Annotated in this window: 15 protein-coding genes; 13 read left to right on the plus strand and 2 right to left on the minus strand. The window is 61.0% G+C overall.

The annotated features are described in order from the left end of the window. Window positions 1-4 precede the first annotated feature (4 nt). The 7 genes from NANH_RS0124690 to NANH_RS27255 all read left to right on the plus strand — a co-directional run bounded on the left by NANH_RS0124690 (window position 5) and on the right by NANH_RS27255 (window position 8,039). On the plus strand, window positions 5-799 hold the full coding sequence (locus tag NANH_RS0124690) for a crotonase/enoyl-CoA hydratase family protein (protein WP_009803479.1): 795 nt from the start codon (window positions 5-7) through the stop codon (window positions 797-799). Continuing rightward, a complete protein-coding gene (locus NANH_RS0124695; RefSeq protein ID WP_223228096.1) occupies window positions 796-2,799 on the plus strand; it encodes an acetyl/propionyl/methylcrotonyl-CoA carboxylase subunit alpha in 2,004 nt (667 codons plus the stop codon). The genes NANH_RS0124690 and NANH_RS0124695 overlap by 4 nt, the downstream gene beginning before the upstream one ends. Beyond that, a complete protein-coding gene (locus tag NANH_RS0124700; RefSeq protein WP_027264433.1) occupies window positions 2,796-3,962 on the plus strand; it encodes an acyl-CoA dehydrogenase family protein in 1,167 nt (388 codons plus the stop codon). The genes NANH_RS0124695 and NANH_RS0124700 overlap by 4 nt, the downstream gene beginning before the upstream one ends. A 49-nt stretch (window positions 3,963-4,011) precedes the next feature. Further along, complete coding sequence (locus NANH_RS0124705) at window positions 4,012-4,578, plus strand: biotin transporter BioY (protein WP_027264434.1); 567 nt, start codon at window positions 4,012-4,014, stop codon at window positions 4,576-4,578. A gap of 132 nt (window positions 4,579-4,710) precedes the next feature. Beyond that, window positions 4,711-5,520 carry an MBL fold metallo-hydrolase gene (locus tag NANH_RS27250; RefSeq protein WP_245601553.1) on the plus strand — a complete coding sequence of 270 codons (810 nt, stop codon included), beginning with the start codon at window positions 4,711-4,713 and terminating at the stop codon, window positions 5,518-5,520. A gap of 176 nt (window positions 5,521-5,696) precedes the next feature. Then, a complete protein-coding gene (locus NANH_RS0124715) occupies window positions 5,697-6,725 on the plus strand; it encodes an IS30 family transposase (RefSeq protein ID WP_027264435.1) in 1,029 nt (342 codons plus the stop codon). 567 nt (window positions 6,726-7,292) lie between these two features. After that, window positions 7,293-8,039, plus strand: a complete 747-nt coding sequence (locus NANH_RS27255; protein ID WP_027264436.1) for a hypothetical protein — start codon at window positions 7,293-7,295, stop codon at window positions 8,037-8,039. Between the two features lie 140 nt (window positions 8,040-8,179). On the opposite strand, the gene NANH_RS0124725 is transcribed toward NANH_RS27255, so the two are convergent. Then, window positions 8,180-8,437 carry a helix-turn-helix domain-containing protein gene (locus NANH_RS0124725; protein ID WP_027264437.1) on the minus strand — a complete coding sequence of 86 codons (258 nt, stop codon included), beginning with the start codon at window positions 8,435-8,437 and terminating at the stop codon, window positions 8,180-8,182. Between the two features lie 156 nt (window positions 8,438-8,593). Beyond that, window positions 8,594-8,914 (minus strand): hypothetical protein, encoded by a 321-nt coding sequence (locus NANH_RS0124730; RefSeq protein ID WP_223228095.1) that lies wholly within the window; start codon window positions 8,912-8,914, stop codon window positions 8,594-8,596. 144 nt (window positions 8,915-9,058) lie between these two features. Here NANH_RS0124730 and NANH_RS0124735 point away from each other — a divergent pair, with 144 nt between their 5' ends. Genes NANH_RS0124735 through NANH_RS29010 form a run of 6 tightly spaced genes read left to right on the plus strand, consistent with a single transcriptional unit; the run spans window position 9,059 to window position 13,195 of the window. Then, window positions 9,059-9,415 carry a hypothetical protein gene (locus tag NANH_RS0124735; RefSeq protein ID WP_027264439.1) on the plus strand — a complete coding sequence of 119 codons (357 nt, stop codon included), beginning with the start codon at window positions 9,059-9,061 and terminating at the stop codon, window positions 9,413-9,415. Between the two features lie 43 nt (window positions 9,416-9,458). Continuing rightward, complete coding sequence (locus NANH_RS0124740; RefSeq protein ID WP_027264440.1) at window positions 9,459-10,079, plus strand: lytic transglycosylase domain-containing protein; 621 nt, start codon at window positions 9,459-9,461, stop codon at window positions 10,077-10,079. Continuing rightward, complete coding sequence (locus NANH_RS0124745; RefSeq protein WP_027264441.1) at window positions 10,076-10,375, plus strand: TrbC/VirB2 family protein; 300 nt, start codon at window positions 10,076-10,078, stop codon at window positions 10,373-10,375. The genes NANH_RS0124740 and NANH_RS0124745 overlap by 4 nt, the downstream gene beginning before the upstream one ends. A 12-nt stretch (window positions 10,376-10,387) precedes the next feature. Next, window positions 10,388-10,666 (plus strand): type IV secretion system protein VirB3, encoded by a 279-nt coding sequence (locus NANH_RS0124750; protein WP_027264442.1) that lies wholly within the window; start codon window positions 10,388-10,390, stop codon window positions 10,664-10,666. Next, window positions 10,656-13,031: a VirB4 family type IV secretion/conjugal transfer ATPase gene (locus tag NANH_RS0124755; protein WP_027264443.1), complete on the plus strand. Its 2,376-nt coding sequence runs from the start codon at window positions 10,656-10,658 to the stop codon at window positions 13,029-13,031. Before NANH_RS0124750 ends, NANH_RS0124755 begins: the two co-directional genes overlap by 11 nt. Next, window positions 13,028-13,195 carry a hypothetical protein gene (locus tag NANH_RS29010; protein ID WP_169730257.1) on the plus strand — a complete coding sequence of 56 codons (168 nt, stop codon included), beginning with the start codon at window positions 13,028-13,030 and terminating at the stop codon, window positions 13,193-13,195. Before NANH_RS0124755 ends, NANH_RS29010 begins: the two co-directional genes overlap by 4 nt. Window positions 13,196-13,198 lie beyond the last annotated feature (3 nt).

Genomic DNA, 13,198 nt, shown 5'->3' on the forward strand with positions numbered 1-13,198 from the left:
CAAGTTGACCAATACCTACAACACGATCCTTGTCGAAACCGATGCGCGCGGCGTCGCCACGCTGACGCTCAACCGCCCCGACAAACACAATGCGCTGAATGGCGAATTGATCGCAGAGCTATACGATGCCGCCGAAAAGCTGGCTGCAGATGACGATGTGCGTATTGTGGTCCTGACCGGCGCGGGCAAGAGCTTCTGCGCGGGCGGCGATTTCAACTGGTTCGCCTCTAATGTCGAGAAAACCCGTAGTGAAAGGGTCGCACAAAGCGCCACGCTGGCGCGGCTGTTGCGCCGTCTTGACACGCTGCCCAAACCCTTGATCGGGAGGATCAACGGCCCGGCTTACGGTGGCGGTGTCGGCATGATCTCCGTCTGCGACTACACCATCGGCGCCGAAGGCGCGCGCTTCGGTCTGACCGAGGTCAAACTGGGCCTTCTGCCCGCGAATATATCGCCTTACGTGGTGGCCCGCATCGGCAAGGTGCATTCGCGTGAGACCATGCTGTCGGGGGCGTTGTTCGACACCGCCCGCGCCGAGCGGATCGGTCTGTTGACCGAGGTTGTCGCGCCGGGCGACCTGGACGCCACGGTGAACCGGGTGGTGCATGATCACCTTCAGGCCGCGCCGGGTGCGGTGGCCGATACCAAGGCGCTGATCGCCTATGTCGCGTCCCACGATCTGGAGACCAACATGATCTACACCGCCGACCGGCTGGCCGATGCGTGGGAGACGGAGGAAGGTATCGAAGGCATCAACAGTTTCATCAACAAGGGCGTTCCGTCATGGCGGGTGAAATGAGCTTCACCCGCGTTCTGATCGCCAACCGGGGCGAGATTGCCCGGCGCATCCAGCGCGGGTGCCGCAAACTGGGGCTGGAAAGCGTAGCGGTGTTTTCGGACGCGGACCGCGACGCGCCCTTCGTGGCCGAGGCCGATCATGCCGTCTGCATCGGCGGGGCCGCCCCGTCGGACAGCTATTTGAACGTCGCGGCCATCCTTGAGGCCGCGCGGGCGACGGGCGCGGATGCGGTACACCCGGGCTATGGTTTTCTGTCTGAGAATGCCGGTTTCGCGGCGGCGGTCGAGGCGGCGGGCCTTGTGTTCATCGGGCCGGAACCCGACGCTATCGCGCGGATGGGCTCCAAGATCGAGGCCAAGGCTGCCGCCGAAGCCGCAGGCGTGCCCGTCCTGCCCGGCTATCGCGGCGAGGATCAGTCCGACGCGCGCCTGCTGCAAGAGGCCGAGGCGCTTGGCACCCCCTTTCTGGTCAAGGCCAGCGCCGGCGGCGGCGGACGCGGGATGCGGCTGGTCTCCGATCTGGGCGACGCACCCGACGCGATTGCATCTGCCCGGGCCGAAGCGCAGAGCGCCTTCGACGATCCGGCGGTGTTCCTCGAACGCTATGCACCCCGTGCCCGCCACGTCGAAGTGCAGGTTCTGGGCGACACTCACGGCACCGTGCTGCATCTGGGCGACCGCGATTGTTCGCTGCAACGCAACCACCAAAAGCTGATCGAAGAAGCCCCCGCCGCCGATCTTCCCGAGGCTGTGCGCGACCGCATGCGTGCGGCAGCGGTGCGGTTGGCGCAGGCGATCGGCTATCGCTCCGCCGGGACGGTGGAATACCTCTATGACCCCGGGCGCGGTGAATACTACTTTCTGGAAATGAATACCCGGTTGCAGGTGGAACACCCCGTGACCGAGGCGATCACCGGCATCGATCTGGTCGAATGGCAGTTGCGCATCGCGCGGGGCGAGCCGCTGGCGCTGACGCAAGGCGATGTGCAGTTTGACGGGCACGCCATTGAAATCCGCATCGCCGCCGAAAACCCGGCCGAGAATTTCCGCCCCGAAACGGGCGAGATCAGCCTTTGGGCTCCGCCCGCCGGCGTGCGGCTCGATACCGGGGTCGAGGCAGGCTCGGTCGTCAGCCACCATTACGATTCGATGATTGCCAAGCTGATCGTCCACGCGCCGGACCGGGCCGGTGCGATCCGTCAGGCGGTTGTCGCAATGGATGCCTTTGCAGTCGGTGGCGTCGGTCTGAACCTGGCCTATCAGCGCGCGTTGCTGACACACCCGGATTTTGCGGCGTTCCGGCACCATACCTCGGGCCTGCCCGAGATGTTCCCAGGCGGCTGGAGTGAACCGTCCGCTGATCCCCGGGACATGGCCCTTGCCGCGATGGCGCTGTATCTGCATCTCGCCCCGGCGGGCGCGTCGCCCTGGGAAAGCCTGGGGTCATGGCGGCTCACGGCACCTGCGGGGTGGCCCGGTGCAGCATCCTATTGGGAGACGACCAAAGACGACCCGATCCGCGTAAACGGCTCCGGGTCTGTGTTGACAGCCGTACAGCCGGACGGCCAGACCATCACGGTCGAGAGTGCCGCTTTAACCGAATGCCGTCTGAGCGGACGCATCGACGGGGTTCCGTTTTCGCGCATCACTTACGTCGTGCGCGCGCCGGGTCACTGGCGAGTGCACCTGCAAACCCCTGCCGGAATGACCGCGACAGACCTGCGCACGCTGGAAGACCAGCATCTGCAACGTGCCACCGGTGGATCTGGCGGCGCTGACCTGTTGTCCGCACCCATGCCCGGCGCCGTTGCCGAGGTGCGCGTCGCACTCGGCGACCGCGTCAAAGCCGGTGACACGCTGGTGGTGCTTGAGGCCATGAAGCTGTTGCAAAGCCTGCCCGCGCCGGTCGCGGGCGTGGTGACGGAAATCTATTGTGCACCGGCCGACACGGTTGCCGGGCACGCCCCACTTATCAAACTCGATCCAGAGGAAAACACATGACCAGACAAGACAACATCACCGCGGCCTCCGGCCCGTTCAACGAAGACCTCGAGATGATCCGCGACCAGCTGCGCCGGTTCATCGAAACCGAGGTGACCGCCAAGGCCGAGGCCTGGGAAGAGGAGGGCATGGTGCCCCGCGACGTGCTGCGCCGGATGGGTGATCTCGGCGTTCTGGGGATGCGCTATGACGAACAGTATGGCGGCGCGGGGCTGGACGTGATGTCCAGCGTGGTTTTGGCCGAAGAGGTCGGGCGATCCACCTTCGGCGGATTCTCGGCCACGGTTCTGGTCCACACCGACATGGCGTCGCCGCATCTGGAAAACGCCGGCACGCCCGAACAGAAGGCGCGGTGGATGCCGTCGATCACCTCTGGCGAAATGATCACCGCCGTCGCCGTGACCGAGCCGGGCGCGGGCTCGGACGTGGCCGGCATGCGCACCCGCGCGGTGCGGGACGGGTCGGATTGGGTGCTGAACGGCACCAAGATGTTCATCACCAACGGCGTGCATGGCGATCTCTACTTTGTCGGTGCCAAGACCGATCCCGATGCCAAGGGGTCGCGCGGGATCACCATATTTGCGGTCGAAAAAGGCACGCCGGGCTTTTCGGTCGGACGGGCGTTGAACAAGACCGGCTGGCTGTGCTCGGACACTGCCGAACTGATCTTCGAAGATGTCCGCATCCCGGCCGAAAACGTTCTGGGCGAGGTCAACCGCGGCTTCTATTCGGTAATGAAGAACTTCCAGAACGAACGCATTGTGCTGGGTGCGATGGCATGTGCCGAAGCGCAAACCGCGCTCGACATGACCGTGGATTATGTCAAGCAGCGCAAAGCCTTTGGCGGCGTTCTGTGGGACAAGCAGGCCGTGCGCCAACGGCTGGCCGACTGCCAGACGCGGATCGCGGCAGGACGTCAGCTGGTCTATCACGCCGCCAGTCTGGATGCCGCGGGCGGTGACTGCGTGAAAGAGGTCTCGATGGTCAAAGCCTATTGCGGCGAACTGGTGAACAGCGTACTTTATGACTGCGTCCAGTTTCACGGCGGCATGGGTTATATGCGCGAAACACCGGTGGAACGCATGTCACGCGATGCCCGTGTGCAGGCCATCGGCGGCGGGGCGAGCGAAGTCATGTTGGAAGAAGTCGCCAAGCGCATGTGAGCTTACTATCCAAAAAAAATAACAATCTTCAGAAACAAGGACGAAAAAGATGAATCTGGAAACCACTCAAAGCCAATCAGTCGCAAGACTGACCCGAGAAATCTCGATAATACTCGTCGGCACAATTCTTTTGGCACTATCCGCCAAAATCGTGGTGCCGTTCTACCCGGTTCCCATGTCTACACAAACCCTGGTTGTCTTGGGTCTGGGCCTTTTCCTGGGGCCGGTGCGCAGTAGTCTTGTTGTTGTGGCATACCTTTTTGAAGGTCTGCTTGGCCTGCCGGTCTTCGCAGGCACGCCTCCGGCGCCGGCCGGACTGGCGTATATTGCGGGTCCCACAGGCGGATACCTGGTAGGCTTCGCACTTGCAGCGGCCGCTGCCGGATGGATTGTTCAAGCACTGCAAGGACTTTGGCCTTCATTCAGAGCATCTGTCGCGGTCTTTTTGGGTTCGATAGTCATGTATTGCGCAGGGCTGCTCTGGTTGGGTGGCTTTGTCGGCTATGGCGAAAAGTTGCTGAACGCCGGTCTTTATCCGTTCCTTCTCGGGGATCTGACGAAGGCGACAATTGCTGTAGTTCTGTATACAGCTTACCATAATCGCCGCGCTGTGTGACTGCCAGCCCAAGACCGTATCAGACTGTTTCAGTCTGATACGGTCTTAGTCCAATATAAGTTGAAATGGTCCGATGCCAGATTTGGCAGGCACCGGACGCCAGCCTGAGGTTTCCGGCGCCATGCGAGAGCAATGCGCAAAACTGTGCGAACCAAATTGTTCGCAATCAATACCTGGTCGCACACAATGAAAAGAAGCAGCATGTTTTTCTCAGAGCCGGAGCCTTGCCGCGCGAAGGGAGTCGAATTGGCCCCTGGAATTCTGAGGATCGTCGCGAACAATCCCGGAAAGATGACCTACCACGGGACAAATAGCTACATCATTGATACGCCTGATGGTCGGTTCATAATCGACCCCGGCCCAGCAGAAGACAGTACACATTTCGGGGCAATCATCGAAAATTTGGGGGCCAAACCATCTGGGATTCTGCTCACACACCACCATTCTGATCATTTTGGAGTCGTCCCAGCCCTGCGAGCACGGACAGACGCACCTGTTTATGCCTCACGGGCATTCCCTGACGATGCATTTCGACCTGACCGGTTTCTGGAGGACGGACAGGTCATTGCCGGTCTTACCGTCCTGCACACACCTGGTCACGCGAGCGACCACCTTTGTTTCGCGAGACCTGACGGAGTGCTCTTCACGGGCGACCACGTTATGAGTTGGAACAGTTCGATCGTCAGCCCCCCTGACGGAAACATGCACGACTACTGCGCGCAGCTACAGCGGCTGATTGAGCGCGACGATAGGATCTACTTTCCGGGGCACGGACCTATACTCCGGGATCCGCAACCTTACGTCAAACGGTTGCTTTCCAACCGCATGCGTCGCGAGGCGGAGATCCTCGCCCACCTCTCAAACACCCCGGATTCGGTCCAGAATATCGCCGCTTCCGTCTACCAGAAAACCGACCCACATATCGCAATGGCCGCAGGATGAAACGTTGCGGCGCATCTGGAGAAGCTGTTGTCTGAGTCGCGGGCGGTACAAGATGGCGGAGTCTGTAAATTAACATAAGACGCGTTATGCGAATGCTTTCGGCGCATTGGTGCGCGCTACCCTGAAGTGCGACTCCTATTAGAAACCAATGAGTTATCTAATCTGGAGATTGTGCCATGGGAGCCGTCTACACACAACTGAGCCTGAAGGAACGCCGGAATATCGAGGATTGGTGGCACGCAAAGGTCCCTGTCCGGGAGATGGCGCGCGTCCTGAAGCGCCACAAGTCGACCATTCACCGAGAAATCAAACGCAACTTCTGGGCCGACGATGCCTTTCCAAAGAAGTACGCCGGGTACTTTGGCCATGCGGCCCAGTTGCGGACGCAGAAGCGCCGGTCCGTGCAGAGAAAGCTGATCCGGCATCCGGATCTCTGCAAGGCTGTCGTGGATCGGATCAAGCTGGGATGGACGCCCGAGCAGATCGGCAACCGGATGATTTTCGAACGTGCCAGCACGCGTGTCTGCCAAGAAACGATCTATCGCTACATTTACTCGAAGGAAGGCATGGCTCAGGAGCTGTGGTGGTACCTGCCAGAACATCGTAAGGCCCGCAGGCCTCGCCGTGCGAGAAAGCGCCAGGCGCCCAAGTTCGACCGCGATGTCAGTATCCTGTTCCGCCCGGACGACGTGGCGCATCGGCGCCAGTTCGGGCATTGGGAGGCTGACCTTATGCTGTTCAAACAGAACCTTGGTCGGACCAACATCACGTCCCTCGTCGAACGGGTCAGCCGGTTCACCGTCCTTCTTAAGAACCCCAACAAGCGCACCAAGCCGGTAATGGGCAAGATCATGAAGGCGGTGCATGACCTGCCCCTTCTGGCCCGGAAGTCCATCACCTTCGATCGCGGCACCGAGTTCGTCAGCTGGCCGCATCTACAGGCCGAGATCGGGACGCAGACGTGGTTCTGTGACCCCTCCTCACCCTGGCAAAAGGGCACGGTCGAAAACACCAACCGGCGGGTCCGGAGATGGCTGCCCCGCAAGCGCGACATCACCAACATGACGGACCACGAGCTGAAGAGGCTCTGCGACCAGCTCAACAATACGCCCCGGAAATGTCTCGGCTGGAAGACCCCGGCTGAGGTCTTCCGCGAGAAAATGATGGAGGAGATCGGTCGCCGCCCCTACCCTCGCAGGCAATAGGAGTCGCGGTTCAAGTATCGCTCACATTGATATCATTGAATTTCGCCCTCTACCACCTCCCTGTGGGCGAAACCTTGGCGGCATCGGCTCCGCCGGTGCCGCCTCTTTTCACCGGAATGGGATTGAGTTTGCCCTGAACGACCAAACAAACGCGGCGGCCCACCTGACAGACAGATTGTACATAGTAAAGGCGATCAAGAACCAGTGAGTGTTGACAAGGAAGAAGCGGCTCCGGTCGCTCGACTCATCCGTAGTCCCGAGGGCCGAACTGTTGGCTGGGTCTATCAATGGAACACATCCGAGCTGTCCATACTCTGGCTCGGCACCGAGCGCGCTGCCGACCAAATAGATCCACTTCTGAGCAAGGACATGCTCGCTGCTGCGAAGGCAGTAGCCAACGATGCAGTCACAGATCTCCTTGAAAAGTTGTCACGTGGGCGATCGATCTCACCGGACCCGCCCTAAACCTGAAACCGCGATAAACAAACTGCGTTAGATTGACATTCTTACAATAATATACTATTGAAGCTCATAACATACGCATATCAGCCGACTGAGAACCTCGTCATGCGCAGTTTCCTTCGACATTTTACTTTTGCAACGATTGTGAGCACGGCTTCCCTCTTCGGCGCCTCGACCAAGGCTTCGGCACAGACCTACCCGATCGATTGCGCCATTCTGCTCTGCCTCTCCGGCGGCTGGCCGGCGTCAGAACCTTGCTCGCGGGCGCGTGCAGAGTTCATCCGTCGGATCACGCCCTGGCCTGTCGAGCCCCCGCTGCAGATCTGGCGTTGCCCCATGGGGGCCTCCTTCGAACCTGTAGACGATCCCGGTCGCACTCCGCGTGTCTTTGACATCCTCTTCTCCAACGCTTCTCACCTGCCCCAGAGCCTCGCAGAATCTGATCCCGAGAACGCTGGCGCCCTCTTGCCAGCCGTCCTGCGGTCGAAAGGTGTCGACCCCCTACCCCAACCTGACGGGTTCGCATTACATTTGATCCAGAACCGCGCCGATATCGACATCAGTGGGCCGGAATTCAATTTCGTCCGCTCTATCCGTGTCTATGATGTGCGCTACGCGCAGCAAGTCGAGTCCCGTGACAGTGATTGCAGCCGGTACGAACACATCCGTCTCGGAACCTATGGAACCCAGGGCGATTTTTCGTGGTCTCGTTCTTCCGTCGCGGCGTTGCCCGAGGCCCATGTCGGCTTGGAACGTTGGGGCGATCATTGTCCCTCAATCTATCACCGCTCGGTCTTCGTCGACTGGCGAGACTACGAGGGCAATTACGGGTTCGAGCAGGTGAACTACTAAGACGTTTTCCCTGCACCAAACCTGTACCAGAGGCCGTGCGTCGCAGCGCCCCGTAACAATTCGTTGTTATCATTGCCCCTCGGTCCCACCGGGGCTTGAGCTCATCACTCCATAAGAGGCGACGATCCCATCGCCTCGTCCTAAATCCGGTGATTGAGATCCGTCGCCGCCTCGGCTGCCGCCAATAGCGTAACCGGATCGATCTGCAGAGCACGCGCGAGTACGATCAACTCAACCACGTCGACCCTACGCTCGCCGCTCTCCAGACGGGCGACAAAAGACTGGTGACATCTCAGACGCAAAGCGAGCTCCGCCTGCGTTAAACCAGCCACCTTCCGCGCCGCAATCAAAGCGTCGCGAAGTGCTTCATGTCCCGAACTCCTGATCGTTTTCGCCACGTGTCACAAACCTCTTGTGACAGGGCTAATCTACTTTATAGATTATCTAAAAAGTGGATAATGAGCGTTTACATGATGATAGAGACTCCGAATTGCACGCCGCCGATACGGCGGAATGTCACAAGACGGCGGCCCTTCGAAAAGGTCGCGGCCAATTCACTCGTCCATCAATTCCAGGAAGCGTCCGTAGTCCTGGCTCACCTCGCGCGCCTCTTCGAACGCCCGGGCACGCTCCTCCTCCAAGCACCGAAAGTAGCTTTGGATGTCCCGGATGTAGAGCTCAAAGTCGCTGCGGATGAGATCGGCATAGGCTTGCGCGGCTTCGGAATCGCTTGGCACGAACGGCCTGGGCGGCGGCAAACAGGACGCGGCGGAGGCTTCACCCACCAGGCACGTGACCAGAAGTATAGCTTGTGCCACGGTCGATGTGCACAACCTGAGGGCGTCCAAGCCCCCTATTTCCTTGATCAAATGCATGGGAACCGTCTATTCGTTAATTGAGCAAGAATCCGCTTGTCGCATCAAAAGTTTATCTTGTGCGTCAATAATATATCATCGTATGACTTGGTTTCAACACCTGAAGCCCGGTCATTCGCCCTGTTGGAGAACGTGATCCGGGTGATGGACCTAGAAAAAGAAGCCCCGAATGTGGTCACCGAACCCAGATTCCGCGATCTGGTCGCCAGCGGCTATCGCGTCGAAGTTGTCTGCAAGGAAGACGCCTTCAAGAAAGGCCCCAACTGGCATGGGGTCTGGATCATGCGCGCTGTCAGCGACGACGGGATCGAGAAACTTCTGGTCACGGCCCGGACCCGAACCTCGCGCAACGACATCAAGATCCGCGAGATCAAGACCGTCACCGGGGTCATCTCCTTCCTGCAAGGGATCGGTTTCTCGCACGCCGACGTGCCCCTGGAAGAGGGCAAGCGGACGGTTCAGAAGCTTTCCAGCGAAGAGATGGCTGCCAGCCGGGCTTAGCGCCCTTTTCTTTTCCTCCCTGGGCCTCCCGGCATCGGCAGACATGGTCCTGGTGATGGCGGGGGATGGCTCTCTTTCGCCGTCGCGCGCTCAGGAACGGTTCGCGCGCAACTACAATGACGGGGTCGGCGTTGGCTCGACCTCAGACGGGTTGCGCATCCTGGGCGAGGAGAGCCGCACCGAGGGACGTGAAGGGGTGCGCGTCGCGGCGGTGACCCCTCGCGCGCTCACGCCACGCCCGGATATTCTCGCCGCGATCGAGGAGACCGGACTGCGCTATGCGAGCCACCCTGGGCTCCGTGCAGCCGATATCACCGTCACGGACTGGCTCCACCTCTATCGCGCCAATATCGAGATCGAGAGCGCGTACAATCCACACGCCGTCTCCCATGTCGGGGCGGTCGGGCTCGGGCAGTTGATGCCCAATACGGCCCGGGCACTTGGCGTCGACGCTCATGACTGGCGGCAGAACCTCGACGGCTCCGCGCGTTACCTCGCCTTAATGCTGGCCGAGTTTGGCGATGCGCGCCTCGCGCTCGCCGCCTACAATGCCGGGCCCGACGCTGTGCGCGAGCATTCCGGCATTCCACCGTTTCGAGAAACCCAAAACCACGTCCAGCGGGTGCTGGCCGTCTTCAACCGGCTGGAAGGAGCGTCCCCATGAAGCCAATGACGAAATCCCTGATCACCCTCGCCGCTCTCCTCATCGTTTCGGCAGAACCGGCCCTGGCCCAGAGCATCGACCTCTCCCCGATTCAGAGCTTGCTTCAGGGCATCGTGGACGCGCTGACCGGGCCGCTTGGCGTCGTCATCGCCACCCTCGCGGTCCTCGGCGTGTTCCTCAGCTGGTTTTTCAACATCATCGACCTGCGCCAGGCCCTCTGGGTGATGGTCGGCATCGCCGGCGTTGCAGCAGCGCCGACGATCGTTGCCGCCGTCTTTGGTGGTGGTACGCCGTAAGGGGTCGACAACGTGGCAGAGCGATCCCCCCTCTTCCTGGGCCTTGTCCGCCCGCCAAAACTCCTTGGCCTGCCGATCATGTATGCCATGGTCTGGCTCTTCGGCTCGGTGCTACTCTTCGTCTGGGTTCAGCACATGGTGGTGCTGGCGGTGGCGGCAGTGCTCTATCCGGTCCTCTGGAAGGCGGCGGATTGGGATCCACGCTTCATCGACGTGATGATGACCGCGCTTCAGGAAACCCCGCCGACACGGAACCGCTCCATCCACGGGGGCGACAGCTATGCGCCATAGTGAAGCCCTGCACGAGACCGTGGACGAGCGCACCCTCATGCCGGACTGGTATGCCCGCGAGAAACGCCTCGCGCACATGCTGCCCTATGTCAGCCTCGTCGATGATCAGACAGTCCGCACCCGGGTCAACGAACTCTTCCAATGCATCCGCCTGAGCGGGGTGAACAGCTACACCACGGACGACGCCTATCTCGACAAGGTGACGGCGCTCTTTGCCCGGATCATCGCGCAGCTGGGCCCCGAGTTCAGCTACTACGTGCACAAGGTCTCGAAGTCGATCACGCCGGACCTGCTCCCGGTCAAGGGGGACGGCTTCGCTCACGCCGTGGATGATGCCTGGCGCGCAAAGCTGGCCTCGGCAGGTCTCCGGGACAAGACCCTCACACTCACCATCATCCACCGCCCGCCGCCCAGGAGTTTTCTTGGCTTCGTGAACCGTTCCGCACCGGAGCGGTTCAAGGAGGAGACCGCGAAACGGGTCCGGCGGCTCAAAGAGGCAGTCGGGGTTTTCACCTCCGGCCTGGCGGAACTCAAGCCCCGCATCCTTTCAGCAGACTCTGGCGAGTTGGTCGGGTTCCTCGGCGCGCTCAACACCGGCCGCGAACTGCCGCTCTATCCGGCAAACCGCTACGGGTTTCTCGCCTACAATGTTGCCAATACCCGGGTCACGTTTCTGGAGGATCACTTCGAGCTATCCGATGGCGTCGTCGGTCATCGCTACGGCAAGAGCTTCACCATCGGCGAATATGCCGAAGGCACCACTTGCACCATGTTCGACATGTTGAACCTGCCGGTCGACATGATCGTCACCCATTCCTTCACACCGATCAATTCGAACCTGATGGCGGGCCGGATCAAGCGGCAGAAACGCCAGATGCAAGCCTCGCAGGATGCCGCGCTCTCGCTCCTCGAAGCGCTCGACATCGCGCACGATGATCTCGAAGCCAAACGCCAGAGCTTCGGCGAACACCACATGGTCGTGACCGTCTTTTGTGACAGTCTCGACGAGTTGCAAACCCTCGGGGCCGAGATCGTCAACGCCGCGGCCGCCGAAGGCGTGAAGATGATCGGCGAGCGGATGGCCGCGAAATCTCACTACTTCAGCCAGCATCCGGGCAACCAGCCAAAACGGGTCCGCGCCAGTGCCGTCACCAACCGCAACTTTGCGGACTTCGCAGCACTTCACCGGACGCAACTCGGCAAGGAAAAACACCAGCTTCCCTGGGGCCAGGAGATTACACTCTTCCCGACTCCGGAGCAGAGCGCCTACCGGTTCTCCTACCACGAGCAGGGCAGCCCCGAGACGGAGCCCACCAGCGGCCACACCCTCATTCTAGGCCGCCCCGGTTCCGGCAAGTCCGTCCTCTCGGCCTTCCTCATGACGCAAGCCCGGCGGGTCGGCGCGCGCATCTTCGTTTTCGACTACCGGCTCGGGATGGAAATGGCCGTCCGCGCCAATGGCGGGCGCTACGCCTCGATCAAGGCGGGACAGGCGACCGGCCTCAACCCGCTCTGGACCGAGATCGATGAGCGCGGCACGGCCTGGCTTTCGGATTGGCTCGCCTCCTTGCTCTACCGCTCCGACAAGCCCCTGACCCCGGCGCAAACGAACCGCATCCAGGAGGTGGTCCGCCAGAACGCCACAGCCACCAACCCGGCCTTGCGGAACTGGAAGGACTTCGCCTCGCTCTTTGTCTCGACCGACGACAATGGCGATCTTCACCAGCGGCTTCTCGAATGGACCGAGGATGGGCGATACGGCTGGATTTTCGGCCAAAGCCTGGAGGACACTTTCTCGCTTGATGGCGACGTCGTGGGGTTCGACCTGACCGGCATTCTCGACAGCGAAAGCGAGAAGGAGCGCATGGCGGTGCTCTCCTATCTTTTCCGCCGGATTGAGCGAGAGATCGAGGACCGGCGTCCCACCATCATCGTGATCGACGAGGCATGGAAGGCGCTCGACAACCCATACTTTGCCGAACGGCTCTCGAACTGGCTGGTGACCGCCCGGAAACAGAACACGGTCGCGGTGATGATGACGCAATATGCGAGCCAGCTCGAACGCACGCGGACCGGCAAGACCATCGTCGAGGCGGTGCCAACCCAGATCCTGCTCCCCAACATCCGGGCGCACGCCTCGGATTACGCGATGCTGAACCTCTTCGAGAAAGAACTCGACGTGCTCCTGAACACCGGCAGCGACAGCCGCCTCGCGCTCATCCGTGACGACGGTGGCTCGGTGGTGGTCGATGCCGACCTCTCCGCCCTCGGCCCCCTCCTCACCATCCTCGGCGGCATGGAAAAGGGCGAGGCCCTCGTCGGCCCCGACTACCGCGACCGTCCTGATTTCTGGAGGCTCTCATGATCCGACCCCTTATCCTCCTCGCCGCGCTCGGCGTTCTCTCTTCCTGCGCCGAATATCGCGAACCCAAGGCCAACTGTTTCGCCTTCCGCGCCTCGCTCTACCGCGCCGAGCCGGATTGCATCTTCACACCCATCGGAAACGCGGAAGACGGCGTTGAGGTCTAGGGT

The sequence above is a fragment of the Sedimentitalea nanhaiensis DSM 24252 genome, assembly GCF_000473225.1.
Taxonomy (GTDB): domain Bacteria; phylum Pseudomonadota; class Alphaproteobacteria; order Rhodobacterales; family Rhodobacteraceae; genus Sedimentitalea; species Sedimentitalea nanhaiensis.